This window comes from Listeria grayi DSM 20601 (assembly GCF_000148995.1).
Lineage (GTDB): Bacteria > Bacillota > Bacilli > Lactobacillales > Listeriaceae > Listeria > Listeria grayi.
In genome coordinates this window covers 592,003-618,475 of sequence record NZ_GL538353.1, presented here as the reverse complement: position 1 = coordinate 618,475, position 26,473 = coordinate 592,003, and the positions used below count along the sequence as shown (strand labels likewise).

The 26,473-nt window shown below is 43.8% G+C and carries 28 protein-coding genes and 1 riboswitch; of the genes, 1 reads left to right on the top strand and 27 read right to left on the bottom strand.

Annotated features, from left to right (window positions below; genetic code table 11):
* Positions 1–106: 106 nt before the first annotated feature.
* The 20 genes from aroA to HMPREF0556_RS10415 form a co-directional block, all read right to left on the bottom strand.
* The gene (aroA, locus tag HMPREF0556_RS10510; protein WP_003758413.1) at positions 107–1,396 is read right to left on the bottom strand and encodes a 3-phosphoshikimate 1-carboxyvinyltransferase; all 1,290 of its coding nucleotides are present in this window, start codon (positions 1,394–1,396) and stop codon (positions 107–109) included.
* Between the two features lie 3 nt (positions 1,397–1,399).
* A complete protein-coding gene (locus HMPREF0556_RS10505) occupies positions 1,400–2,512 on the bottom strand; it encodes a prephenate dehydrogenase (RefSeq protein ID WP_003758411.1) in 1,113 nt (370 codons plus the stop codon).
* Positions 2,513–2,523: 11 nt separating this feature from the next.
* Positions 2,524–3,615, bottom strand: a complete 1,092-nt coding sequence (gene hisC, locus HMPREF0556_RS10500) for a histidinol-phosphate transaminase (RefSeq protein ID WP_003758408.1) — start codon at positions 3,613–3,615, stop codon at positions 2,524–2,526.
* A 2-nt stretch (positions 3,616–3,617) separates the two neighbouring features.
* The gene (gene aroH, locus HMPREF0556_RS10495; protein ID WP_036107134.1) at positions 3,618–3,989 is read right to left on the bottom strand and encodes a chorismate mutase; all 372 of its coding nucleotides are present in this window, start codon (positions 3,987–3,989) and stop codon (positions 3,618–3,620) included.
* Positions 3,990–4,003: 14 nt separating this feature from the next.
* The gene (aroB, locus tag HMPREF0556_RS10490) at positions 4,004–5,083 is read right to left on the bottom strand and encodes a 3-dehydroquinate synthase (RefSeq protein ID WP_003758404.1); all 1,080 of its coding nucleotides are present in this window, start codon (positions 5,081–5,083) and stop codon (positions 4,004–4,006) included.
* A 2-nt stretch (positions 5,084–5,085) separates the two neighbouring features.
* Positions 5,086–6,252 carry a chorismate synthase gene (gene aroC, locus HMPREF0556_RS10485; RefSeq protein ID WP_003758402.1) on the bottom strand — a complete coding sequence of 389 codons (1,167 nt, stop codon included), beginning with the start codon at positions 6,250–6,252 and terminating at the stop codon, positions 5,086–5,088.
* A 183-nt stretch (positions 6,253–6,435) separates the two neighbouring features.
* On the bottom strand, positions 6,436–6,879 hold the full coding sequence (ndk, locus tag HMPREF0556_RS10480) for a nucleoside-diphosphate kinase (protein ID WP_003758399.1): 444 nt from the start codon (positions 6,877–6,879) through the stop codon (positions 6,436–6,438).
* Positions 6,880–6,898: 19 nt separating this feature from the next.
* Positions 6,899–7,870, bottom strand: a complete 972-nt coding sequence (gene hepT, locus HMPREF0556_RS10475; RefSeq protein WP_003758398.1) for a heptaprenyl diphosphate synthase component II — start codon at positions 7,868–7,870, stop codon at positions 6,899–6,901.
* 9 nt (positions 7,871–7,879) lie between these two features.
* Positions 7,880–8,593: a demethylmenaquinone methyltransferase gene (locus HMPREF0556_RS10470; protein WP_003758396.1), complete on the bottom strand. Its 714-nt coding sequence runs from the start codon at positions 8,591–8,593 to the stop codon at positions 7,880–7,882.
* Positions 8,594–8,612: 19 nt separating this feature from the next.
* Complete coding sequence (locus HMPREF0556_RS10465; protein ID WP_003758394.1) at positions 8,613–9,377, bottom strand: heptaprenyl diphosphate synthase component 1; 765 nt, start codon at positions 9,375–9,377, stop codon at positions 8,613–8,615.
* 65 nt (positions 9,378–9,442) lie between these two features.
* Complete coding sequence (gene folE / locus HMPREF0556_RS10460) at positions 9,443–10,000, bottom strand: GTP cyclohydrolase I FolE (RefSeq protein ID WP_003758393.1); 558 nt, start codon at positions 9,998–10,000, stop codon at positions 9,443–9,445.
* Positions 10,001–10,196: 196 nt separating this feature from the next.
* A complete protein-coding gene (locus HMPREF0556_RS10455) occupies positions 10,197–10,505 on the bottom strand; it encodes an HU family DNA-binding protein (RefSeq protein WP_159099860.1) in 309 nt (102 codons plus the stop codon).
* 241 nt (positions 10,506–10,746) lie between these two features.
* Positions 10,747–11,772 (bottom strand): NAD(P)H-dependent glycerol-3-phosphate dehydrogenase, encoded by a 1,026-nt coding sequence (locus tag HMPREF0556_RS10450; RefSeq protein ID WP_003758389.1) that lies wholly within the window; start codon positions 11,770–11,772, stop codon positions 10,747–10,749.
* A gap of 12 nt (positions 11,773–11,784) precedes the next feature.
* The gene (der, locus tag HMPREF0556_RS10445; RefSeq protein WP_036107159.1) at positions 11,785–13,095 is read right to left on the bottom strand and encodes a ribosome biogenesis GTPase Der; all 1,311 of its coding nucleotides are present in this window, start codon (positions 13,093–13,095) and stop codon (positions 11,785–11,787) included.
* Between the two features lie 157 nt (positions 13,096–13,252).
* The gene (rpsA, locus tag HMPREF0556_RS10440; RefSeq protein ID WP_003758384.1) at positions 13,253–14,401 is read right to left on the bottom strand and encodes a 30S ribosomal protein S1; all 1,149 of its coding nucleotides are present in this window, start codon (positions 14,399–14,401) and stop codon (positions 13,253–13,255) included.
* Between the two features lie 342 nt (positions 14,402–14,743).
* Positions 14,744–15,415: a (d)CMP kinase gene (cmk, locus tag HMPREF0556_RS10435; protein ID WP_036107245.1), complete on the bottom strand. Its 672-nt coding sequence runs from the start codon at positions 15,413–15,415 to the stop codon at positions 14,744–14,746.
* A 14-nt stretch (positions 15,416–15,429) separates the two neighbouring features.
* Entirely contained in the window at positions 15,430–16,392 is a 963-nt protein-coding gene (locus tag HMPREF0556_RS10430; RefSeq protein WP_003758377.1) for an asparaginase, read from the bottom strand.
* 78 nt (positions 16,393–16,470) lie between these two features.
* A complete protein-coding gene (locus HMPREF0556_RS10425; RefSeq protein WP_003758375.1) occupies positions 16,471–17,244 on the bottom strand; it encodes a LysM peptidoglycan-binding domain-containing protein in 774 nt (257 codons plus the stop codon).
* 176 nt (positions 17,245–17,420) lie between these two features.
* On the bottom strand, positions 17,421–18,827 hold the full coding sequence (locus tag HMPREF0556_RS10420) for a RecQ family ATP-dependent DNA helicase (protein ID WP_003758372.1): 1,407 nt from the start codon (positions 18,825–18,827) through the stop codon (positions 17,421–17,423).
* Entirely contained in the window at positions 18,827–19,858 is a 1,032-nt protein-coding gene (locus tag HMPREF0556_RS10415) for a YpbB family protein (protein ID WP_040486764.1), read from the bottom strand. Before HMPREF0556_RS10415 ends, HMPREF0556_RS10420 begins: the two co-directional genes overlap by 1 nt.
* Before the next feature lie 100 nt (positions 19,859–19,958).
* Between HMPREF0556_RS10415 and HMPREF0556_RS10410 the strand changes: the two genes are divergently transcribed.
* Positions 19,959–20,192: a ferredoxin gene (locus HMPREF0556_RS10410; RefSeq protein ID WP_003758367.1), complete on the top strand. Its 234-nt coding sequence runs from the start codon at positions 19,959–19,961 to the stop codon at positions 20,190–20,192.
* A gap of 31 nt (positions 20,193–20,223) precedes the next feature.
* On the opposite strand, the gene HMPREF0556_RS10405 is transcribed toward HMPREF0556_RS10410, so the two are convergent.
* From HMPREF0556_RS10405 to HMPREF0556_RS10375, 7 genes are all read right to left on the bottom strand, one after another.
* Complete coding sequence (locus tag HMPREF0556_RS10405; RefSeq protein ID WP_003758365.1) at positions 20,224–20,826, bottom strand: ECF transporter S component; 603 nt, start codon at positions 20,824–20,826, stop codon at positions 20,224–20,226.
* 162 nt (positions 20,827–20,988) lie between these two features.
* A riboswitch (FMN riboswitch) is annotated at positions 20,989–21,111 on the bottom strand.
* A gap of 52 nt (positions 21,112–21,163) precedes the next feature.
* Positions 21,164–21,703, bottom strand: coding sequence for an acyl-CoA thioesterase (locus HMPREF0556_RS10400; protein ID WP_003758362.1), 540 nt, complete (start codon positions 21,701–21,703; stop codon positions 21,164–21,166).
* Complete coding sequence (locus HMPREF0556_RS10395) at positions 21,681–23,486, bottom strand: HAMP domain-containing sensor histidine kinase (protein WP_003758360.1); 1,806 nt, start codon at positions 23,484–23,486, stop codon at positions 21,681–21,683. The genes HMPREF0556_RS10400 and HMPREF0556_RS10395 overlap by 23 nt, the downstream gene beginning before the upstream one ends.
* Positions 23,487–23,544: 58 nt before the next feature.
* On the bottom strand, positions 23,545–24,264 hold the full coding sequence (locus HMPREF0556_RS10390; RefSeq protein ID WP_003758358.1) for a response regulator transcription factor: 720 nt from the start codon (positions 24,262–24,264) through the stop codon (positions 23,545–23,547).
* 130 nt (positions 24,265–24,394) lie between these two features.
* Positions 24,395–25,126: a pseudouridine synthase gene (locus HMPREF0556_RS10385; protein ID WP_003758356.1), complete on the bottom strand. Its 732-nt coding sequence runs from the start codon at positions 25,124–25,126 to the stop codon at positions 24,395–24,397.
* Complete coding sequence (gene scpB, locus HMPREF0556_RS10380) at positions 25,126–25,719, bottom strand: SMC-Scp complex subunit ScpB (RefSeq protein ID WP_003758355.1); 594 nt, start codon at positions 25,717–25,719, stop codon at positions 25,126–25,128. Before scpB ends, HMPREF0556_RS10385 begins: the two co-directional genes overlap by 1 nt.
* A complete protein-coding gene (locus tag HMPREF0556_RS10375) occupies positions 25,716–26,465 on the bottom strand; it encodes a segregation/condensation protein A (protein WP_003758353.1) in 750 nt (249 codons plus the stop codon). The genes scpB and HMPREF0556_RS10375 overlap by 4 nt, the downstream gene beginning before the upstream one ends.
* Positions 26,466–26,473: the final 8 nt, after the last annotated feature.

Sequence of the window (26,473 nt, the reverse complement as noted above, 5' to 3'; positions counted from 1 at the left end):
ATCGTAGTACCTATTATACCATTTGCATTTTGCGGATAGAAAGAAATATGGCTTATAACTTCAAAAAGCGGATCACACACTGCTGCCAGCTTGTGATCCGCTTTTCTTATTGGTGTATCAATTTTTCTAGATCTGCGAAAAAAGCTGGATACGAAACCGAAACGGCTTCTGCTTTATCCAATTCTACTTCTCCACTCGTTACTAATAAAGCAGCGATTTGAAGCATCATGCCGATACGATGATCGCCGTAGCTAGTCACGTTTGCGCCATGAAGCGCAGTTTTGCCATGAATGATCAAACCGTCTTCGGTAGGTTCGATTCGGGCACCAAGTTTTGTCAATTCCGCCGCCACCGCATCGATTCGATTGGTCTCTTTCACTTTCAGTTCGGCAGCGTCTTTGATCACCGTCGTTCCTTCTGCTTGAGTAGCAAGTAACGCGATCACCGGGATCTCATCGATCAAGCGCGGTATCAAACTACCACTTATTTCTGTACCGTGTAGCTCGCTTGTCCGCACAATCAGGTCTGCAGATGGTTCGCCTTGATGGGTGCTAGGATTCGCTTGTTCCACGCTCCCTCCCATTTGCTCGATCACATCCAAGATGCCTGTACGAGTCGGGTTGATCCCAACGTTTTCTAAATGGATCTCGCTATTTTCCGCAAGTAATCCGGCTGCTAAGAAAAAGGCTGCGGAAGAAATATCGCCGGGCACCGTGATCGTTTGACCAGTCAATGTTTGATTACCAGTCACCCGGATCGTTTTACCTTCCGTTTGGATCGTCCCGCCAAACTGCCGGATCATCTGCTCGGTATGGTCACGCGTTTTTTCAAGTTCATGAATGACCGTTTCACCTTCTGCCTGTAATCCAGCTAAAATAATCGCACTTTTGACTTGGGCACTGGCAACTGGCATGTCATAGGTGATCGCTTGCAGTTTCCCATTATCGCGGATCGTGAGCGGTGCGAATTCGGAATCATCTTTCCCCGCAATCGATGCGCCCATTTCCTTCAAAGGAAGCATAACGCGATTCATCGGCCGGCGAGCAATCGACGAATCGCCGAAAAGAACAGCTGGTATGCGAGCACCTGTCAAAATCCCCATCAGTAAACGGATCGTCGTCCCTGAATTACCGACGTCAATAGGACCATCTGGCGCTTCAAGACCGGCAAAACCTTTTCCATGAACCTTCACTTTTTCGCCGTCATCTTCAATTTTTACGCCTAATTTCTGAAAAGCTGCCAATGTACCAAGACAATCGTCAGCACGTAAAAAATGCGTGATCGTTGTCGTTCCATTTGCTAAGGCACCGAACATAATACTGCGGTGTGAGATCGATTTGTCGCCGGGAACTTGGATATTCCCCTGCAGATTTTGTTTATTTATCCATAATTTCAACTGCTATTCCTCCTCGCCGTAGTGGCAGGCATAGCCACTCTTACTTTCAATACATACTTTCGCGCGTTCGCGGTCTTTATTGGTTTGGAAAGTAATTTGCAATACCCCAAAAATATCTTCGCGTGTTTCTAAGATCTTGATATTGGTCAAGCTGATTTCTTCTTCGGCCAAAAAGCCTGTGACTTCCGAGATGACACCAGGATAATCGGGAACGTCAACAAATAGATCATAGAAAGCAGGAATCGCTCCGCCTTCGTGGATCGGCAGCGAATCGCGAAATTCTTTCGCATCGTCGAAAAAGGAGTAGATGGTTGTTTCATTCTCCTGATCAATCATACGGATCGCTTCGTTCATACCATCGCGCCATACAGAGAGCTGCTGTTTCAAGATCGTGCGGTTGCTGAGCGAGATGTCTGTCCACATCCGCGGATCAGAGGAAGCAACGCGGGTGATGTCCCGAAAGCCACCTGCCGCTAGACGAAAGGCGGCTGGATGATCATTGGTAAAGTTTCTAGTTTGATTGACTAATGCAGCTGCCACGATATGCGGCAGATGACTCAGCATCCCGGTGATTTGATCGTGCTCTTTCGGGGCGATCTCCATAAATTTCGCATTTGTCCCTGTCAGCCATTTCCGAAGTTCTGCTACTTTTTCCGCTGATACAGTTGGTGGCGGTGTCAACAGATAATACGCATTTTCAAATAAAAGCGCCTTCGCTGCAGTAACACCACTTTTATGCGAACCAGCCATTGGATGGCCACCGATAAACGTCTTCCCTAATTCCAACAGTTCTGCAGCTGCTTGGATGATTCCTGATTTTGTGCTGCCGGTATCTGTAATAATGACATCCGGTTTTAATTGGATCGCCGGCAAGCGCTGCAGCAAGGCTTCGGTCTGTTTGACAGGTGACCCGAAGATCAATAGATCCGCTTTTGGTCCATCAATCTGCAGACTTTCACCAATTTCGTCGATCACGCCGAGTGCTTTGCCTTTTTCAAGTGTTGCTAAAGAAACATCGATACCAATGATGTGTGCTTCGGGATGTTCTTTTTTGATTGCTAGACTGATGGATCCACCGATCAATCCCAGCCCTACAATGACAACTGTTCCTTTCATACTATTTCTCCTTATCTATTTGCCAAAAGTTGTTTCAGTAACGTAATGACTGCTTCATTATCTTCCCGGCGTCCTACTGTGATCCGAATCGCAGTTGGGAATCCTAATGCAGCTCCGGAACGCGTGATATAGCCGTTTTTTTCCAAGTAATCAAAAATTTCACCTGCTGGTATATCGAGATCGAGCAATACAAAGTTGCTCTTAGAAGGATAGAGTTTTACCTCCGGATATTCGCTAGCGAATGCCTCATATTGTTTGATCCCCTGAGCATTTTCTGTGCGACATTTTTCAATAAAAGCCTGATCATTCAAAGCTTCGATTGCAAGCTGCTGTCCGGTTGTTGTCGTATTGAACGGCGGACGGATAATATTTAGTTTTTCAATCACTTCTTTTTGAGCGATTCCATACCCGACCCGTGAACTAGCTAGACCGTAGATCTTGCTGAAAGTCCGTGTAATGATGACATTCGGATAGCGACGCATCCAATCTTCATGCCGCTCCGGCACAGGCAGTACATAATCGATATACGCTTCATCCACTACCACAAGGCAGTCTGCTGGTACTTTGGCAATAAATGCTTCTAATTCAGTGGTATCGATATAATTCCCGGTCGGATTGTTTGGGTTACAGATCCAAACGATCGCTGTATTCGCATCGATCGCCGCTAACATTTTTTCTAAGTCATGCGAGCCATCTTCTAGCAGTCCGATCTCTCGAACTTCTGCGCCTTCTATCAATGCATTTTGGCGATATTGGACGAAAGTAGGAACGGCCATGACGGTATTCGTTTGTTCCGAAAGCAGACCGCGTGTCAATAATGCGATCAGTTCATCTACTCCAGCCGTGAAAATCAATTCTTCTTCAGAAACGCCATGATAGGCAGCCACGACTTTACGTAGCTCGCTTGCCCAGCCGTCTGGATAAATTTCTGTTGCTAAATGGGAATGAGCGATGACATCCTTCACTTGCGGCGATGCTCCTAATGGGTTTTCATTCGAAGATAATTTCACAATGCTTTCCAAGCCTAATTCCATCATTACTTCTTCTTCCCGTTTGCCAGGTTTATAAGAAGCTAAGCCATTTAATGATTTCTTCCATTTCATTTTTATTCCTCCTTGTTAGCCAAATCAGGTCGTAAACGCTTTGCTGCGTTCAGATACACATGCTTAATCCCCGCCAGGTCTGCTTCGATATTGGTAAAGACCATCATGCGGATACAAAGTGGGAGTGCATTCGGAACTGCCATTTCTAATGTGCTCATAACAGGAACCAGCTCAAACCCTGCTGTTTCACGAACAGCACGAGCCGGGAAGCCAGCATCGACATCTGGAGTGACTGTGATGATGACCGATACAAGCTCCTCTGCGGAAGAGATCGAATTCGCTGTTAAAATTTGCTGGAATAGTTCTTTCGTATGACTATAGATCTGTTCTTGGGTATTTGCTGGGATCGTTGTTGCTCCTCGGATCGCTCGCATTTTCTCACTCCTTTTCACGCATTTAATTCGTCAAAAATATGTTTCAGTTCTTGTTCCGTAGCTGGATAGATGACTGGTTCGCCGATTTTTTTCAGCAACACCATATTTACCTGGCCGTAAGTCGTTTTTTTATCGTGTTTCATGTTTTCAAATAGGGCTGTCCAATCTAAAGCAGCAGGTAAATGGACTTCATAGCCAAGTTTGGCAAGCCATTTTTTCCATGTCGCCACATCAAAATCAAGCTGATAAACTTGTTGACTCATTGCGATTGCATACAACATTCCGTAAATAACTGCTTCCCCATGCAGCCATTTTCCAAATCCACCGTAGGCTTCAAGCGCGTGACCAAATGTATGACCGAAATTCAGAAATGCTCTTACACCTTGTTCGGTTTCATCTTCGGCAACGATCTGTGCCTTGATCTCGATTCCACGTGCTAAGAAACTACTGAGATCTTTGGTATAAAGATCACTGGGTAGCCTGAAAGTTTCCATTAAAGCCGTTAACAATGTATGATCTTGGATCAGTGCATGTTTGATAAGTTCGGCAAATCCCGAGCGCATCTCGCGTTCTGACAGCGTTTGAAGTAGCGAGGTATCATAGATCACTGCTTCCGGCTGATAGAAGTTACCGATCATATTTTTCCCAAGCGGATGATTGATCGCTACTTTGCCACCGACAGCACTATCATGTGCCAGCACGGTCGTTGGTAGTTGATAAAAGGCGATGCCACGCATATAGGTCGCAGCTACAAAGCCACCTAGATCACCGATCACTCCGCCACCAAAAGCCACTAGCGCTGATTTGCGGTCCAATCCTTCTTCGATCGCTTTCGTCATTACTGCTTCATACACAGGAAATGTCTTCGCTGTTTCTCCACTTGGAGTAACGTAGTAAACGACATCCGCAAGCTGTGAAAAAGCCGTTTGCAATTTATCCAGTTGATAGTTTGCTACGTTTTCATCAGTCAAAACAAACACTTTGGAATACTTGCCTAGCTCTTTCACTAATTTTGGAAATGTTTCTTCCAATGCATTTGCGCTGATATAGACAGGATATGTTTTACTTGCGGCATGCACAGTGATTTCTGGCATAATCAAAACTCCTTCATAGCTTGACGGTACGCTTCCACTTGTTCTTTCAGTCCTTCAAAGCGGTCGCTGTCAAATTTATCCAACACTGCTTCGGCGACTTCCCAAGCAACTACTGCTTCGGCAACAACACTAGCAGCAGGAACAGCACAGCTGTCGGAACGTTCAACGCTGGCCGTGAATGCTTCTTTAGAATCGATATCGACACTTTGCAGCGGTTTGTATAATGTTGGGATCGGCTTCATGACTCCACGAACCACGATCGGCATTCCATTTGTCATGCCGCCTTCGAATCCGCCAAGATTATTACTTGTCCGTGTGTAGCCATCTTCTTCGGACCAAACGATCTCATCCATCACTTCGCTTCCTGGTTTGCGGGCCGCTTCAAAACCAACACCGAATTCTGCGCCTTTGAAAGCATTGATACTCACGATAGCACGGGCGATCTTGGCATCCAATTTTTTATCCCATTGGACATAACTGCCAAGTCCTGCGGGTACACCGCCAACTACTACTTCGACGATTCCACCGATCGTATCGCCATTTTTCTTTGCTTCATCGATTTTATCCATCATGGTCTGTTCACTATTTTTATCTAATGTACGCACTGGTGATGCTTCGGAAATGCTTTGGATCTCTTTGACAGTATAGTCTTTGTCCAGATCAGCTCGGACACCACCGATTTCAAGGACATGACCTGCAACTTCGATACCAAGCTCTGCCAATAGTTTTTTCGCTACTGCACCAGCTGCGACGCGTACGGTCGTTTCTCTCGCACTAGAACGTTCTAGGACATTCCGCATGTCGCGATGACCATATTTGATCCCGCCGACAAGATCAGCATGTCCCGGTCTTGGTCTGGAAACGCGTCTCGATTGTTCTTTTTTATCGGGTACAGGTTCGATGCTCATTACTGTTTCCCAATGTTTCCAGTCTTTATTCTCTACAAATAAAGCAAGCGGGGAAGCGAGTGTCTTCCCATGTCTTAATCCTGCTGTTACTTGGACTTGATCATTTTCGATCCGCATTCTTGCTCCGCGACCATGTCCGCCTTGACGTCTGCGCAGTTCATAGTTGATATCATCCGGTAATAAAGGTAGCCCTGCTGGCAACCCTTCAATAATCGTCGTTAATCCTGGTCCATGGGACTCTCCTGCAGTTAAATATCTCATTTATGCTCTCTCCTTTTTCCGCTCAATATTTTAGCGCTTTAAAGTATATGTGTATAATCTTAACATACTAGCACTTAGAAAACAATTCTTTGCTTCTGCTTTTTGAAATCCAGATTTATCAAAATAAACAGTTAATTATGCGAAAATCTGCCTCTTCTGGACAGATTTTCAAAACATATTTTATTATAACCACAAATCGTCTGCTTTTGGATAAGTCAAAATCTCTTTCTCTTCAAAATAAAGGGCGATCTCACGTTCGGCGCTTTCTATGCTGTCTGAGCCATGGATGATATTACGATTCGTATGCAAAGCATATTTGGCGCGGATCGTTCCTTGCGCAGCTTGTAGTGGATCTTTATCGCCCATCAGCAGCCGCACTAATTTCACAGCATCATCGCCTTCCCATACCATTGCAAATACCGGTCCGGACGTGATGAATGAAACAAGGTCTGGAAAGAAAGGTTTCCCTTTATGTTCTGCATAATGTTCCCCTGCCAGCTGTTCATCTAATTGCAGTAATTTGGCAGCAACAAGTTTTAATCCTTTGGCTTCAAGTGCTGCGATGACTTTACCGATCAAATTGCGATTTACACCATCTGGTTTTATCATGACATACGTTTTTTCCATCTTTGCTTCCTCCTTTAGATCAACTCTTCCGTTTTTCCAAACTGCTTACAATTTGTTTCAGCGATTTTCGAGCGGTCGATCGTGGTAATGTTTCCAAGATCGCAGTAGCTTTTTCTAAATAGCGGTCAGCGATCTCATCAGCTTGTTCTGCCGCCTTGGATGCTTTGACAATGGAAATACATTCTGCGATAAAATCTGCAGAGCTTTCCGAGGATAGCTGTTGTAATTTGGTTTTGAATGTGGGCTCATTTGCCATCGCCATAAAGACTGGCAATGTGATATTTCCTTGGCGCAGATCTTCTCCTGCCGGTTTACCGAGTTCCTTTTGCGAACCAACGAAATCGAGAACATCATCTTGGATCTGAAAGGCCATACCGACATAATAGCCAAACTGATAAAGTTTTTTCGTAGTTGCCGCGTCCTGTCCGGAAATAACGGCGCCGAGTCCGCAGCTCACGGCAATCAGCAAGGCCGTTTTGCGTTTGATTCGTCTTAAATATGTACGAATGCTTTGTGTCACATCGTATTTGGATTTTAATTGTTCGATCTCGCCAGTTGCAAGCTCTACTGTCACACTCGCAAGCATTTCGTGCGCTTCGATTTCTTTGATATTGGTCATGTAATCAAGCGATTTTGCAAAGAGATAGTCGCCTGTGTACATAGCAATATGATTTCCCCAGCGCGATTTGATGGTTTCCCGGCCGCGCCTCAAGCTTGCATTGTCCACCACATCATCATGAACGATCGATGCCATATGTATCAATTCTACAGCTACAGCTGCGTATTTCATTTTACTTTGATCGGGCTTTTCGGTAAGCCGGGCTGTCAAACATACAAATAACGGCCGAATCCGCTTCCCGCCTGCTTCCAAAAGGTGCAAAGCAGAGGCAGTAGTCGTTTCTGCTTCTGCACTAATGATTGCTTGTTTCAGCTCATGATTGATCATGTCCATGTCTTTTTCAATATTCGGATATAGAAAATTCAATTTCATGCTTGTCACCTATTGTTCCTTCTTTTTAAACCCAAAATGTGTCGCACTTGCGCCGCCGCTGTGCGAAATATATCTGACGTAGGAAAAGCCCGCTTCTTGGAACATTTCCGCTAATTTTTTCATGTCCGGGAAGTGGCGGGTCGATTCTTGCAACCAGCTGTATTCATTATAGCTTTTTGCAAATAATTTTCCAAATACCGGCATGACGAAACGGAAATAGCCGTTAAACAATTGCTTCCAGCCAGGGATCGTCGGATGAGAAGTGTCTAAGCAAGCGAACTGGCCGCCTGGTTTCAATACACGGTGGATTTCCTGCAAGACTTGCATGTAGTCCGGTACGTTTCTCAGTCCAAATCCGATCGTCACGTAGTCAAAGCTATTGTCTTCAAAAGGTAGTTCCATGGCATTGCCGTGTAATAATGCCACATTCTCGTAGCCTAATGCTGCTACTTTTTCCCTACCGACTTCCAGCATATTCTCGCTGAAATCCAGCCCGGTGACGTGCCCTTTGCTTCCGACAGCTTCCCGCATCTGGATCGACCAGTCTGCTGTTCCGCAACAAACGTCAAGCACAGCTGCGCCAGGTTTTACACGCATCAATTCCATCGTTTTTTTGCGCCATTTGACATGCAGTTTGAAGCTGATCAAACTATTCATACGGTCATATTCCGGAGATATTTTTTCAAATACTTGATGTACCTTTTCTTCTTTCGATTGCGTCATCACTGAATCCCTCTCTTTCTTATGCTGCTAGAAGTTCTTTAATCCTGATCACCAGTTTGGCTGACAGCGCGCTGCTTGTCAAACTGCCGCTTACTTCTGCTTTGACCGTATTGATGATTTCTCCAAGCCAGATCGCAAATGTCGCCTGACCTGTCTTGGCAAAATAACCGTGGTCATATGCGCCGACAAGACGAGAAGTATTCGTGGTTTCATATAACTGCCGCTCTAGCAACAGCCGTTTCAAGAGCAAAGTCTGCTTCGCAATGTGAAGAAACGCTTCTTCATTTCCGAAGTATTCTGCAAATCGCAAGGTGATCGCAGCGTTAGACTTGATAAGTTCTTCTAAAAATTCTTCATCGGTTGCCACATGCAGCTGATAAATATTCGTTTTGGCAGCATTGGTTTCTTCGACGCCCTTTTGGATCGCTTGGATCAAATCGATCTTTCCTTGACTTGCCAATGTCCGATAATACAAAGCGCTAAAATAATCTCCCGCTAACACAACAAGTTCCCGTTCTTCTTCTTTGAGGGGAAATTCGGCATTCGGCTCGTCGATCGTTTCATGCGTATCATGTGCTAAAATCACATACAATACGGCTTCAATGATCGCTCGTTTCTGATCCTCATCCTTTACATCCTGGATAGCCTCTTGAAGCCAAAGTAATTGGTCTTTATCTAACTCCGGCAGCAGATTATGCTTTTCTAAAAAGCGGATAATCTTCGGATCGGTAATCAATTGCTTTGCCCCCTCTTGCTTCGTATGTTCAGCTTGATATATCATCATTTATTCCCCTTTGTCCATAAATCCAATGTTTTAATTATAGCACAAAGACCTGCTCAGGGCTTCTATCAGCCTTTGATCAGCGACATAACTTCGCTTCTTAATTTATCGTCATTTCGAAAAGCACCGCGTACGGCGCTTGTGATTGTCTTTGTTCCCGGTTTATTGACACCGCGGATCGTCATACACATATGTTCCGCTTCAATGATCACCATCACACCAAGCGGTTTTAATTTTTCCATCATGATCTCTGCTACGGTCGTGGTGATGCGTTCCTGCAATTGAGGACGTTTACTGACATCATCGACTACCCGTGCTAGTTTGCTAAGTCCGGCAACACGACCGTGCTGTGGAAGGTAAGCTACATGAGCTACGCCATAAAACGGAACTAAATGATGCTCGCACATGGAAGAAAAACGAATATCTTTTACAAGTACTAATTCTTCATGCTGTTCTTCAAATACAGTATTGAAATGAACAGAAGGATCTTGATGCAGCCCTGCAAAAATTTCTTCATACATGCGAGCTACACGCATCGGTGTATCTAATAAGCCTTCGCGCTCTGGATTTTCACCCACCGCTTCTAAAATCATTTTTACTGCTTCAGCAATCTTATCTTTATCCATGATAACTCCCCTTTACTCCAGCGTCTCTACTTTGTATATCTTAACACAGGCTGATAGTTTGGTAAATCTTATTTGCTTACTGCTGGCATCAAAAAAAGCTTGTCAAAAACAATTAGCCAATCACTAATCTGTTTTTGACAAGCTGAAACCCCCGCTTAAAAAGCGAGGGTTTTGTATGCTTAAAGGTCTATGTAAATTATTTAACAGCTTCTTTAAGCGCTTTACCAGGTTTGAATGCTGGTACTTTACTTGCTGGAATGTCGATTTCTTCTTTTGTACGAGGGTTGCGTCCTTTACGAGCCGCACGTTCACGTACTTCGAAGTTACCGAATCCAATCAATTGAACTTTTTCACCTTTAGATAAAGAAGTTTGAATTGTTTCGAATACAGCTTCCACTGCTTTCGCTGCGTCTTTTTTAGATAGATCTGCAAGCTCAGCAACGTTGTTTACTAAATCAGTTTTGTTAGCCATGTCCTTGTTCACCTCCTTCACAGAATATACCATATTAGTTGACTGAGTTCCCTCTATCTTCATAGAAAGAAAATGAGAAAAACAGTTAAAATGGCTTGATTACTATATCTATCAGTAATTCTGATAAAAGATTATCACATAATCCTTAGAACTGCAAGGATTTACCTGTATTTATCCTAAAAAACCGCAATTTTAAACAAAAAATTAATTTTTTGTACACAAAATCGCTTGTGTCAAAGATAGAAAGCGCTTTTTTGTCGACCAGAAACCGACTTTATTTGTTAAAATCTTCGGCTTCTTTTTTCTTTTCGCGACCCATTAATTGATCAACAGCTTCACGCGCATTTTTCTCTTCAAATAAGATCTTGTAGATCGCATCGGTGATTGGCATATCAATGTCCAAACGTTCCGCCCACTGTTTGACAGCACGTGCGGTTCTAACACCTTCAACGACCATTCCCATTTTGTCCAGCACATCAGCCAGGCGTTCGCCTTTACCAAGCATATTCCCGGCACGCCAATTACGCGAGTGGCTGCTGGTACACGTAACGATCAGATCACCGATACCAGTCAAACCGTAGAAAGTCTGCGGATCAGAACCGACTGCGACTCCTAAGCGAGTGATCTCTGCCATGCCACGCGTCATCAAAGCCGCTTTGGCATTGTCGCCGTAGCCAAGCCCGTCAGAAATACCGGCACCTAATGCAATAATATTTTTTAAAGCGCCACCGATCTCCGCACCGATAACGTCAGCATTCGTATAGATCCGCATATTCGCATTCAAGAAAGCATCTTGCACGAATTCTGCTTCTTTCAGCTGACTGCTGCTGGCACATAATGTCGTTGGGTGGCGCAATGCCACTTCCTCCGCATGGCTTGGCCCAGAAAGCACTACCACTGCCTGACGCTTCTCTTCACGGATCTCTTCTTCAATAACTTCGCTCATTCGTAAATTCGTATCAGGTTCGATGCCTTTACTTACATGGACGATGATTTTCGGTTCTGTCAGTTGATCGTTGACTTGCTTACAAACTTCACGCATTGCGCTAGTTGGTATTGCCAAAACAACAATGGCTGCATCCGTTAATGCTTCTTGCAAGTCAAGTGTTGCCTTGACTTCGTTCGGAAGTAAGATTTCTTTCAAATAATGCTCATTTGTATGCGACTTGTTGATTTCATCCACGGTGCGAGCATTATTTCCCCAAATAATCGGTTTTTTACCATTATCGGCAAGTACCATCGCAAGTGCTGTTCCCCAGCTTCCTGCGCCTAAAACGGCAACCTTATTTGTAGCATTCATTGCGATCCCTCCTTATTTCCTTTTTCGAGCGATTACGCGGATCGGTGTACCTTCAAACGAGAATGTATCACGGATTCGGTTTTCTAAAAAGCGCTCATAAGAAAAGTGCATCAATTCCGGTTCATTTACAAATACCACGAATACAGGAGGCTTGACCGCCACTTGTGTGGTGTAGAAAATCTTGAGACGTTTGCCTTTATCCATTGGTGATGGATTCATCGCGACCGCATCACTGATAATATCATTCAGCATGCTGGATTGTACACGCAAGGAATGGTTTTCACTCACTTGATTGATGATCGGGAATAAATTGGTCAAGCGCTGTTTTGTTTTCGCCGATACATATACAATCGGTGCATAAGAAAGGAACAAGAATTGTTCGCGAATATCTGTCTCAAATGCCTTCATCGTTTTTTCATCTTTTTCGATAGCGTCCCACTTGTTGACAACGATAACGATCGCACGTCCTGCGTCATGCGCATAGCCAGCGATTTTCTTATCTTGTTCACGGATACCTTCTTCCGCATTTAAAACGACTAAAACAACATCACTGCGTTCGATCGCCCGCATTGCTCTAAGGACACTGTATTTCTCAGTTCCTTCATAAACTTTACCGCGTTTCCGCATTCCTGCTGTATCGATCATGATATATTCTTGATCATCATAAATATAAGACGTATCGATCGCATCACGCGTTGTTCCGGCAATGTCAGAAACAATTACCCGCTCTTCGCCGAGCAGTGCATTCAAAATAGACGATTTGCCGACATTTGGGCGACCAATCAAACTGAATTTAATAATATCGTCATCTTCTTCTACTTCATCTTCCGCAGGGAAATGTTTGCGGACCTCATCTAATAGATCCCCAAGTCCCAGACCGTGTGAACCGGAAATCGGAAATGGCTCCCCGAATCCTAACGAATAAAAATCATATATCTGCGTACGCATTTCTGGATTATCTACTTTATTGATTGCCAAAACAACCGGTTTTTGCGAACGGTATAAAATTTTAGCAACTTGTTCATCTGCATCTGTTACGCCTTCTCTACCATTGGTAATGAAGATAATAACATCCGCTTCATCAATTGCGATTTCTGCTTGCGCTCTGATTTGGTCTAAAAACGGTTCATCCGACAAATCAATACCACCTGTATCAATGATATTGAAATCTTTTCCTAACCATTCTGCAGAATTATAGATCCGATCCCGTGTTACGCCCGGAACATCCTCTACAATAGAAATACGTTCACCTACAATACGATTAAAAATAGTCGATTTCCCAACATTTGGGCGACCAACGATAGCAACTACTGGTTTTACCATGATCTCACCTTCTTTTTTCTTCCTGTTTATCAAACTTTCTTTAGTTTATCAGTAAAGCCGCACTCTGGCAATGGTTATTATGGACCGATACCGAAAAACAGCCAAGTAATGATTGATAGAATCAGTACTTGGCTGTTGTTTCACTTATGAAAAATCATTATTCATTTTCTTTATTTTGAATGTTTTTCAGCTGGTCACCGATGATATCGCTCATTTGGAAGCCGGTGCTCTCTTCTGGCAATTCGTATTCTGGTTCAGCATCCGGATCTTCTTGTAATGCTTTGATGCTCAAAGAAAGTCGTTTCTCGTCCAAGTTGACATCTAGAACTTTCACTTCCACTTCTTGGCCTTCTTTTAGAACTTCTTGCGGCGTTCCGATGTGTTTATGCGCGATTTGCGAAATATGCACAAGTCCTTCCACGCCGGGAGCTACTTCTACGAATGCACCAAAAGATACTAAACGAACGACTTTACCAGACAATACGCTGCCAGCAGGCATTTTTTCTGCGATATCGTCCCACGGTCCAGGTAATGTTTCTTTGATGGATAAAGAAATACGTTCATTTGCTTTATCGACGCTAAGCACTTTGACTTTCACTTCTTGGCCTTCTTCAAGGACTTCGCTTGGCTTATCGATATGGCTATAGGAGATTTGCGATACATGCACAAGTCCGTCTACGCCGCCAAGGTCGACAAAAGCACCAAAATCAGCTAGGCGTGCTACTTTTCCAGTCAAGACATCATTTTCGTGGATTTTTTCTAAAACTTCTTTTTTCTGTTCTAATTTTGCTTCTTCTAAAACGACACGGTGGCTCAAGATAACACGGTTATTTTCCGGCTCGAATTCCACGACTTTGAAAGTAAGAGTCTTTCCTTTATAATCGGAAAAATCTTCTACAAAACGGTCTTCTACTAAAGAGGCAGGGACAAATGCACGGATGCCTAGGTCCACTACGAGGCCACCTTTGACAACGTCGCTTACTTCCGCTTCAAAGACTTCACCGCTCTCAAACTTAACACGAACATCATCGGCTGCTTGCAGGGCATCTACTTTGCGTTTAGACAGTACAAGTAAATCCTCTTCAACTTTTGTTACGACCAAATCTAATGTATCACCAGTAGAAACGATATCAGAAGCATTTTCTACATGGACATTGGAAAGTTCACTGATCGGAACTACACCGTCTAGTTTGCTATCTGGGATCCCAACATAGACTTGTTTCTCTTCCACACTTGAAACAGTCCCAGTAACTCGGTCTCCTTCTTTGAAATTTTTCACTTCTACGTTCTCTAATTCTTCAGACATAGGTAGTCCTCCTTCATTCGTTTATCGAATTTAGGACTTTCTTGGTGCAATCGGATAGAAGTAGCTGGGAGTTCGTGTTTACCTGTGTATTTAGGAATAAAATAACGATTGATACTACCTGTCGCTAGCCTTCGATTCCAAAGAAAATCCTAGAGAAAAAACAAAATCTCTCCCTTCTAACTTGCTACAATTCAAGGCTTTTGTCAAGTTTTTTCTAAGCTGTCTTTAGGGAAAACAGGTCGAGAAAAGCGCTGTGGAGTCATAAAAAAACAGTCTTTTAGCAAGACTGTCCCTTTTATCTGCGAAAAAACTTCTGATCGCATGTATTATTTAATTTTTCATTCAAGCAATTTTCTGCTGCGCTAGCTCGAAGATTTTCCCAGCTACTTCATCGATCGACATCGAAGTCGTATCCAGCTCGATCGCATCGTCTGCTTTTTTCAGCGGTGAATGTTCTCTTGTGTAATCTAAATGGTCGCGTGCTTCGATCTCTTTTTTCAGCTGTTCGATATCTTCTTCAAAGCCCTTACGCTTATTTTCTTTATAGCGGCGTTCTGCTCGTTCTTCGACGCTCGCCAGTAAAAAGATCTTCAGTTCTGCATGCGGCAAGACCGCTGTCCCGATGTCGCGGCCGTCCATCACGATACCGCCTTCTTCTGCTAATTGATGCTGCAGTTTTTGCAAAGCAGTCCGAATAGAAAGGTGTGCAGCTACGATCGACACATGATTAGTTACTTCCGCCTTACGAATGACTTCGGTCACATTTTCTCCATTTATGTAAACTTGTTGTACTCTGCCTGGCTCAAATGTGATCGTACTTTTTTCCAGCAAAGCATGGATCGCTTTTTCGTCTTCGTAATCCAAGTTGTTTTGAAAGGCTAAATAGGTGACTGCACGATACATAGCTCCCGTATCGATATATACAAATCCTAATTTTTTAGCAACTATTTTTGCTACTGTACTTTTTCCAGCTGCCGCCGGTCCGTCAATTGCGATACAAATTTTTTTACTCATGATCGGTTCCTTTCTCATCTAAAGTTCTTTTGACTGATCTCTTCTTTTGCTGCCAACAAGACAGCTAATTTCATGCGCGCTTTTTTACTGTCGTAATCTTTTCCCAGTATAACACCGCGGTTATATAAATCAAAGGTGCTTCCTTCATAATCGTAAGTCGTGTAAACATTGCCTTCTTCCGCACTTGTCGTGATAACGACGGGAACACCGGCATCTAATGCACGGATGATCGCCGGCATCATTTTCGGTGCGACTTGCCCGCGTCCGACGCCTTCCAGCACGATTCCTGCCACATGATTGTCAAGCGCAGCATCGATAAACATACCGTCTGCTTCCAGATAACATTTTATCACAACGACTTGCGGCAAGGACAAATGGATATCATAGCATTCACGTTCGACCGGCTTTTGGTAAACAAAAACCTGATCATTATCAATGATACCTAAGTAACCAAAACCAAAGGCGCTGAAACCTTGGATATTGGAGGCATGCACTTTTTTGACATATCGTGCAGTAAAGATCCGTTCATTGAAAACAACAACGGTTCCAGCATCTTTAAGAACCGGCTCACAAGCTGTATAGATCGCGTGCCGAATATTGACATAAGCATCTGTCCCGGGTTCGTCCGGGGCCCGCTGTGATCCTGTAACTACGACTGGGCGGCTGTCAGTGATCGCTAAGTCAAGGAAGTACGCCGTTTCTTCTAAAGAATCAGTACCGTGGGTCACTACAATACCGTCATAAGCCTCATCCATATAGATCGTTTCGATCAATTGCTTCAACGCGATCAGATCATCAAATGTAATATGCATCGATGGTAATTGAAAAGTGGAATAAATATCGATTTGGATTTCTGTCGGCAGCTCACAAAGTGCCGCCAGTTCTTCGCCGGAGAGTTCTCCCGACGCCAGCTTCCCTGACATCGTCTTCTTGCTAGCGATCGTTCCTCCAGTTGTTATTAGCGCTACTTTTGCCATTTCCTTCCTCCTTTACAAGGCGAAAGAGTCTAAGCAGCTCTTTTCAAAAGCAATGCTTAGCCTCTTTCTTAAAATGATTTATTTAGGGATCACAAGGGTCGTTCCAACCGGTACGCTATCTCCCGACAATCCATTTGCTTGTTTGATTTTTGCTACGCCACTACTTGCTCCGGCGCTTCCGTATGCTGCTCTGGCGATACTATACAATGTATCTCCTGCTGCAACAGTATGAGAGCTAGCTGCTTGCTGTTTTTCTTTCTCTGCCTGTTGTTCTTTTTCAGCTTTTTCTTTGGCTGCTTGCTCTTTTTGGGCTTGTTCCTTTGCCGCCTGTTCTTTTTGCGCTTGCTCTTTGGCTGCCTGTTCTTGCTTCGCTTTTTCTGCGGCTGCTTGCTCTTTAGCTTTTTGGTCTTTTTCTTTTTTCTCTGCGGCAGCTTTCTCAGCTTTGGCTTTTTCTGCTTTTTTCTTTGCTGCATCTTCTTTGGCTTTCTTGTCAGCTTTTTCCTTTGCTGCCTTGGCCTTTTGTTCCTTCTCCGCTGCTGCCTGTTGTTTATCTTCTTTATTACTTGATGAAGCAACGCTGACTTTATTTTCTTCCTGCTTGACAGGATCATCATTATTATGCGTATTTAAAACAATCACAGTGACGATAACGATCACAAGCGGTATCGATATTAAAAAAATCATTAGCATATTCAAAAACGGGTAGCGAAAGAAGGACTTCTTTCGAGTTCGGCGGCTATCGCTCCGGGACAACATGGGCGGCTCGTTATTGAATTCATCTTTCTCTTCGTCCGAATACTCCCATTTGTAATCCTCTGGCTCTCGGTATTCATGTTTCTTTTTACGCGCCATTGAAGTTTTCCTCCTTTGGTAAAATATGAATCATTCCTTTTGCGCATACTTATATGTAGGCAGGAGTCGAAATCTCCTTGCAATAATTATACACATTTTTGTAATATACAACAATAGAAAAAAAGGAATTTCATGCGTTTTCATCGAGATTAGTTCTTAGGTCGCAGGAAAGATTTTCATCGCAACAAGTACGTCAGGTAATCTTCCCAGGTCTTTTGCGGTTTTGATCTCGCCTTCTCTTCAGAGCCGAAAAAGGCATCTAGAGAAGCTCCATCATTGTCGCAACATTCATTCGGAGCTGTTTCTACTTCATTTTCCCCAAAGTAATCCGTCAAAAACCTCCGTCGGCAAGTTTTTGTTTCGATGAAATTTTTCATTTGTTTTAGGTTATTCAATTTCCATACTTGCCGGCTCTGGATCTGCTGATTTATCTCTGCAGCAGTCAGCCCGCTTCGTGCATAATAATTTAAAAACCGCTGCTGCTGATCAGGCAAAGAAGCACGTTCCTTATCAGATAGAGAGAGCAGTGCCGGATCAGGTAGATCCCGATCTAATAATTGCGCTTGGATAAATTCGTCGCCGGCAGCATAAAGCAACAGCGCGGCACTTGGATCACCATCCCGACCCGCACGTCCGATCTCCTGCAGATACGCTTCGATATCAGCTGGCATATGATAATGGATCACATAGCGGATATCCGCTTTATCGATTCCCATTCCAAAGGCACTCGTTGCACAGATCACCGCAAGTTGTCCGCTGACGAACTGCTGCTGGATCGTGATCCGGTCTTCGATCTCCATTTCGCCATGATAAAATGCAGCCTGCATCCCAAATTCCCGGCTCAGTTCTTCTGCGATCTGCTGTGCCAGTTTTCGACTGGTAAAATAAATGATCCCCGGCGGTTTCAATTCTTGCAGCACTTGTATCAAGGCATCTTTTTTTGCTTTTGCAGAAACATATTTTTGGACAAAAAGTGCAATGTTTTCACGGTTGACGGAATAAATGATCTCCTCCCCGGAAGTGAGTTCCAATTGTTTCCAAATATCTGCCCGTACTTTTGCTGTTGCCGTAGCAGTCAACACTAATGTCAATAGCTCGCCCGCTTCCCGTCTGAATTTACCGAGTTCCAGGTAATCCGGGCGAAAATCGTGTCCCCACTGCGAGATGCAATGCGCTTCATCCACTACAAAAAGCCCGATTTTGATTTGCAAGAGTGCGCTTCTCACTTCTGGGTTACCAAGCATTTCCGGCGATAGGAAAATAAATTTATAGGCAGCCAGATCGCGGATCACCTGCTCTTTTTCTTCCCAATTCAAAAAACTGTTTAATGCAGTGACCCGTTTTTCTCCATATGCTTTCATCCGTTCCACTTGATCCTGCATCAGTGAGAGCAACGGCGAGACAATGAGGACAGCCCCCTCTGATAAGTAGCCAGCCAGCTGATAGCAGACCGTTTTCCCGGTTCCTGTCGGCAGCATCGCGAAGCAGTTTTTATTCGCTAGGATCGTCTCGATAACTTCCTTTTGTCCAGGGCGAAAAGAGGGATAACCTAAATAGCGTTGCAATGCTTGTTCTAGTTCCATCAATTCCCCTTCCTTTCCTTGCTTACCACCGCCAGCCGGATCTGATAATAGCTAAGCTGCGGGTAAACTTCCTTGATTGCTTTCAATTGTATGTAATTGCCTTGTTTGATTGCCGCAATCGTTGTTTCATCGGGCAGACCCGGCACCTCCAGATCTTCAAAAGTTGCCCGTAATTCGACAAAATGATCATGGATCGTACTTTCTTTAAGTCTTCGGCGGCTAGCCAATTCTTCCACGGAAAGCGTTTTTTTATCTAAGGTGCGAAAGAACTGGAACGTTTTGGTTGCCGATTGTGTCAGCGTACTGCTCCGGGTTGGCAAAAGCGGGGTAAGCACCGGAAATCGTTCTGGCGAAACTTCTAATTGTTCCACAACAAGATGGATCTGTTCCAACCAGTCAAAATAAACATCCCAGCTGCTTTTCCCGTCCTCCTGAGCTAATTGTTGCATCGTCAGCCCCATCCATTCGCCCCCAGAAAATTGACGAACGATTGCTTCTGGTGACAGTGCCGGCGGAAAAAGCCGAAATAATAGTTCCATTTCAGCGTAAAGCTGCTGCCGTAACTGTAACTTATCGCCGCTTTGCAGCTGTGAGGCGAGCCAGCGCTTGATATGTGTCTGAACGTAGGCATCCCGTACCACTGGCAAGTAATGTTCCTTACGATGTTTCCAGTTACTGGTGACTTGTACCGCTAATTTCCACGCAGAAAAAAAGAGAATCCCGCGCGCCGTGTAAGTAAAATCCTTGTAGTTTCGCTTGGCAAAACGATTTTCCTCATGATTGTTGATTTCATAGCCTTGTGCTGTTTCTATAACGACACCCGCATCCACCAAGTGGCGAAGGCGTGTTTGCAATTGTTCTGATTTCAATGTCGGTGTCAATCCAAAAAAACGTTCCATCCGAAAAAGGTGAATATCTTGAACAGCTTGACCCGTTCGCTTACCCGTCATGATCGCATAAATAAAAGGAAGTTTTCTTGGCGTAGTAAAGCCATTTAAAAGCATGATTAAATAATTGTCTAATTGATCCACTGTGTGTTCACCACCTGCCCCTATCATATCATAGAAACACGTGTTCTACAGCAATTTTCTGTTTTGTGGTATACTACCTTGTAGAAAAGGAGGAGCTGCTATGCCGAAATACGTTTGTGTGGATAAAGAAACCTGTATTGCCTGCGGTGCCTGCGCCCTTCATGCCCCTGAGATATTTGACTATGACGACGACGGTATCGCCTATTCGATGCTTGACAATAATCAAGGAAATTCCAAGATCCCGGAAAAGTGGCTAGAAAATGCAGAAATCGCAGAAGAAGCCTGCCCTTCTTTATCGATCCAGATCGCGGATGAGCCTTTTCAACATAAGTAAAAGCAGTGCTAATAACTAGCACTGCTTTTACTTATTTTTTATGTTTGTAAGCTCGTTTGCTTTTTTCTTTCGGCGAACGGTTACGTAAGATCCAAGGCTCTAAATAATTATATAGGATAAAGAAAATAACGCTGACGATCACACCTTTTAAGAGGTTAAAGGGGATAATAGAGTACGTAATAAGCGCTGTGATATCTACATTCTTAGGCAGACCGCCAATCTTGATATAAAATGGCAATAAGATAAAGTAATTAAACAAACACATAACCACCGTTATCGATATCGTCGCAAGTCCCGATGAAATCGCGAGAACGCGCTTTGATTGATAATAGCGGAATAAATAATAAATTGGAAAAACAAAGCTTAGTCCGGACAGAAAATTCGCAAATTCACCAATGGGCACACCAGCGATTCCTCCCGAAAACATAAACCATAAAACATTTTTCAAAAGCTCGATCAAAATCGCAGCTAGCGGACCAAACATAAACGCGCCAACCAATGCAGCGATATCGCTAAAATCAAGTTTCAAAAATGGTGCACTAGGCAAGATCGGAAATTCGATCACCATCAGCAAAAAGCCGATCGTGCTCAGTACGGCAACACTAACAAACGTTTTCAATGAATAATTTTTCATCAACCTATTCTCCTTTGATGTCCATCCAAAGAAAAGGAAGACGGCAGCTTTTTTACTTGATCCGATAAAAATCCCCTAACCAAAATAAGTTAGGGGAGAACAGACGAATATTCTAAAAAAGGCATAGCCAAAGAACATTGCGCAAGCAAAAAAGCTTACTGCCTACATCTTCTCCCATCCAGACTATACTGTCGGTCCTGGAATCACACCAGAGTCACCCGCAAAAAATGCGGATCGTGGACTATTACCACCGGTCGGGAATTACACCCTGCCCCGAAGATGAACGATATTTAATTTCTACATTATTTTATCATATTTTTAAAAATTAGCAAGCACGTTATTCCAGCCACGGTAATTCTGTACTCAAAGAAGCTGCCAGCGCCTTGCTTTGCTTCACGCGGTCCTTACGAGCTAAGCTGCGCGCCTCTGCCCCGGCATGGATTCGTTTTTCTTCATCCGATTGTGGGATCACACTGGCTACTTCTACGGAACGACCTTCTTCATTCAGCGCTACAAATGTTAAGAAAGAAGTCGCCGCCAGATAGCGTTCGCCTGTTTTCAAGTTTTCGGCGATCACTTTGACAAAAATCTCCATGGAACTTCTTCCGGTTGAGGAAACATAGGCTTCTAAACAAACCGAATGGTCGTTCTTGATTGGATTCAAAAAATCCACGGAGTCTGTAGAAGCTGTGACGATATCTGTCCGGCAGTGTCTCGAAGCACAGATCGAAGCAGCATCATCGATATAGGTCATCAGACGGCCACCAAACAGTGTATTATGATTATTGGTATCTTGCGGGAATACCCGGCTTGTTTTTACTACTAATGATTCTCGGCAAAATTTCGGTTCTATTTTACTCAATTGTATTCTCTCCATTCATTTGTAAAGGTAATTGGATAATAAAGGAAGATCCTTTTCCAAGCACACTTTCTACTTTGATATAACCACCATGGGCATCCACGATATTTTTAACGATCGCCAGTCCGATCCCGGTTCCTTTTGTTTCGCCTCGAATACGGGCTTTATCTGCTTTGTAAAAACGCTCAAAGAGATAGGGGATATCGGCTTCGCTTATCCCAGCACCATTATCTTGGATCGCGATCTTGATCCGGTCTTCCAGTTTTTCTAGCTGAACAGCGACTTTCCCCTCGTGCCCTTCCCGGCCGGTGTGCTGGATCGCATTCATGATCAAATTGATAAACACCTGTTCCATGCGATCCTGGTCAAAGAAATATGGGATATCCGCTGGTGCTGAAGATACTGCTAGGCTCACATGATTTTCTTCGGCCAATACTTGGAGGTTAGCCGTTACCTTATTCGCAAGCGCAGTGAGCGAACCTGCTTTTTTATCTAAATTAGTGAAGCCCGCTTCCATCCGCGCCAGATCCAGCATTTCGTTGACCAAGCGGCCGATCCGGAGCGATTCTTCATAAATGATCTCCGCAAATGCCCGCACTTCTTCTTCATTCTGCGCCACGCCATCAATAATCGCTTCACTGTAACCTTGGAGCATCGAGATCGGTGTCCGCAATTCATGCGAAACATTATTGAGAAAATCCGTCTTCATTTTTTCCAAACGGCGTTCTTCCGTCATATCCCGTAAAACCACCACGATGCTACGGATGATCGTGCCATCATAAAGCAATGTCAAGATCGCGACATAAGTTTTATCATCAACAGTCAACTCGCCTGTTATTTCTTGCTTTTGCTCGACTGCCTTAGCGATCAGCTCAGAAAGAACGGGCGGAACCAAGACGCGTGTTTCGTTTTCGCTGGAGAAAAACCAATGATGCAGAAATTCTTCTGCTGGTGGATTACTTAGTATGATTGTTTGCTCCACATCGAATTTGATAACTGCATCCGCCATGCCGATCAAAACGTTGGAAAACTGTTCCTTCTCTTGCTGCAAGGCACCGATGTTTCCTTGTAACTGCCTCGACATCTCTTGCAGTGCATTTCCTAGTTCACCGATCTCATCATGCGTATACGTCGGGATCTTTGCGTGGAAATTCCCTTTTGCGATCTCTTTAGCTGCCTTCCGCATTTGATTGAGCGGCACCACCATACGAGAAGAAAATAAAAATGAGATAAAGGTGGTGATAATGATTGCTACAATAATACTTAGTACGATCGAGTTTACAGCAGTACGATTCAATTTGACGATATCATCATAGAACTTATAAACATAGATCGTTCCTACTTTATCATTCGGAAGTGCAAACCGTTTCGCTGTCAATTCGACAGACATGGTCTGTTTGTTTACTTTAAAGTCATATTTTGTGTTGATTTTTCCATCGTTTTTCAGTTGCTGATCGATTTTTTTATCGGTCACCAGCTGATTTACTTGCTTCTCAGTTAGCGATCTTTTTGTCGGACTTCGATAGACGCGTTCGCCATTTTCAAATATAAGGACACCGATATTATCTTCTAATAAGTGCATCGCTGATTCATCAGCTGTATTCTGACGTACGACTTCGCCATTCTGCTTCATAAAACTTGTCAACTTATTGGCGATTTCGATATTGAGCTTTTCTGCCCGATCAATGTTTGTCTTCTCGTACATGACAGCAATGACCAAACCGCTGATAGAAAGGACCCCGATCAACAATAAGATGATAGTGCTCCAAATTTTCCAAACAATGCTGCCTCTGAGTTTCATCTAGTCGTCCTCCTCCATAGAAAAAAACTGCCTGTTTTCAATAACAAGCAGTCTATAATCAATCGTCTGGTACTCCTAGCTTATAACCTAATCCCCATACGGTGACTATCATTTTCCCTGCTTCTTCGGAAATATCATACAATTTTTCGCGTAGTCGCTTCACATGCGTATCGATCGTACGCAGATCGCCGACAAAATCATACCGCCAAATTTCTTTCAGCAGCGCTTCCCGGCTGTGTACACGTTCGGGTGTTCGCGCCATGAAATATAGCAGATCATATTCTTTCGGAGTCAGGTTTACTTTTTCACCATTAATGGTTACCAGATGGGACTCGTTATCAATGGTAAGGTTTGGAAAAGTGATCGTATCGCCGATTGAAAGAAGTGTGTCTTTGCCTTGTTCGCCACCACTTGCCCGTCGTAATACTGCTTTGACGCGCAAAACGACTTCGCGTGGGCTGAAAGGTTTGACGATATAATCATCCGCACCGACTTCAAACCCTTGGACACGATTGGATTCTTCTCCTTTGGCAGTGAGCATGACGATTGGTGTGGCTTTTGCCATCCGTATTTCCTTGCAGACTTCGATCCCGTCTTTCCCTGGCATCATCACATCAAGTAAAATAACATCGTAATCATATTTAAGCGCCATGTCGAGCGCATCGTCACCATTATCCGCTTCATCAATAAGATAACTTTCTCGTTCTAAATACATTTTCAATAAACGACGAATGCGATCTTCGTCATCGACAATAAGTACTTTTATCTGATTATTCATCCGTACTCATCCCCTTGCAAAAAGATTTCATAAATTTGAATTGCTTCTTTTCAAAATTATACCTGTTTTTTCCCCTTTGTGCCACTTTTAGTTCTATCCAAGCGGTATTTCAAGGTACCGGCTTATTTGACTATTTCAGTTTTCCAAAATTCGCTTGGGTCTTCAGCAATTTGACTTCATGATGAGAAAGCTCACGGCGTTCGCCTGCATTCATGCCTGCCACATTTAAAAAGGCATAAGCTTCGCGCATCAATTTTTGCACAGGAAAGCCAATTGATTCAAACATCTTCCGGACTTGTCTGTTTCTGCCTTCGTGGATCGTGATCTCAATGATCGCTTTTTCCTTCGCTTTATCTGCGGAGCGCAGTTTCACTTTTGCCGGAGCGGTTTTACGGCCGTCAATGACCACACCGCGTTCCAATCTACGGAGCTGCTCTTTCGTCGGGATTCCTTTTACACGGGCGATATATTGTTTTTCCACTTCATGTTTAGGATGCATCAATTTGTTCGCAAAGTCGCCATCATTTGTCATCAATAACAAACCCGATGTTTCATAATCCAGTCGGCCGACTGGATACAATCGCTCTGGGATATCCACAAAGTAATCGGCAACTGTTTTTCGTCCTTTATCATCTGTGACTGCTGATACAACACCTCTAGGTTTATAAAAGAGGAAATAACGGTGTTCTTCTTTTGTCAGTTCGATTCCTTCTACTTCGATCCTGTCATTTGGAGATACTTTTGTTCCAAGTTCACGGACAACTTCGCCATTTACGGTTACGCGTCCAGCAGCAATCAATTGTTCCGCTTTACGGCGGGAAGTGACTCCGCTATTTGCTATTACTTTCTGTAATCTTTCCATTATTTCTCCTCCTCTCTTTGTTTCTGGTTAAACCTGTCGAAAAACAGATCTAATTCTGTCTGTTCCAGTTCTTCTGCTTGATCTTCCAGCTGCGGCAATTCTGCGAGCGACTTCAATCCGAAGCTGTCTAAGAATTCATCTGTCGTAACATACAGTTTCGCTCTTCCGGCACCTTCTGCGCGGCCATGATCTTTAACAAGCCCTTTTGCTACTAATGTACGAATTGGACCGTCTGTGTGGACACCGCGGATCTCATCGATCTCCATCCGCGTGATCGGTTGTCTGTATGCAATAATGGCGAGTGTTTCCAAAGACGCTTGCGACAATGTCGATTGATCCGGGATCTCTACTAACTTACGCAGGTAATCTGCATGTTCTTTCTTTGTGGCTAATTGAAAACTCCCCGCTGTTTCTAGCAAAGTCAGTCCTCGGCTATCTTTACTGCGATAATCTTCTCCGACCGCTTCCAATAGATTAAGTACTTCGATATGGGTGATCCCCATGACCTGTACTAATTGCTCTACGGACAGTCCTTCATCGCCAGCCGCAAAAAGCAGACTTTCGAGGACTCCCATTTGGTTATTATCTGTCACTTGTCTTTTTCTTCCTTTCCTTGCACATATAAATCAGCAAAATTACCTACTTGTTCCACGATCACAAGTTTTCGCTTCATCAATTCCAGCAGCGCTAAAAAAGTAACTACTAAAGCCTCTCTGGTATTGCCTTCAAACAGCGCTTCAAACTTAGTTCGGTTGTTTTTAGCTGCTTTCAGCGTGACCATGACTTCATCCATTCGGTCCCCGATCGACACTTCCTGCGTCGTTATCCTTGTATGCAGCGGCTTCGCAAGCTTTTGTCTTCGCATCATCTTGTGAAAAGCGCTCAGCATATCCGGCAATCCGACATCTAGTTCTGCTTTTTCGATATCCTTTTCATAAATCTCCAAGTCCATCGGTGCTTTGCCAAAATAAAAACTTCTTTCTTGTTCACGTTCTTTTAATGTTTTGGCAGCTTCTTTGTATTTTTTATACTCCATCAGCTTCTGCACTAGCACTTCCCGCGGATCTTCTTCCAGCTCGTCCATGTCGAGGTCGATCGCAAGTTCTTGTTTTGGCAGCAGCATTTTGCTTTTGATCTGCAATAGCGTCGCAGCCATCACTAAATATTCGCTAGCGATATTTAGTTCCAGTTCCTGCATGGTATGCACAAATTCCATATACTGATCCGTTATTTCAGCCATCGGTATGTCGTAGATATCGATTTCCAGCTGGTTGATCAGATGAAGTAGCAAATCAAGCGGGCCTTCAAAAGCATCTACTTTAAAATTCATTTCTATCATTTTTTTAC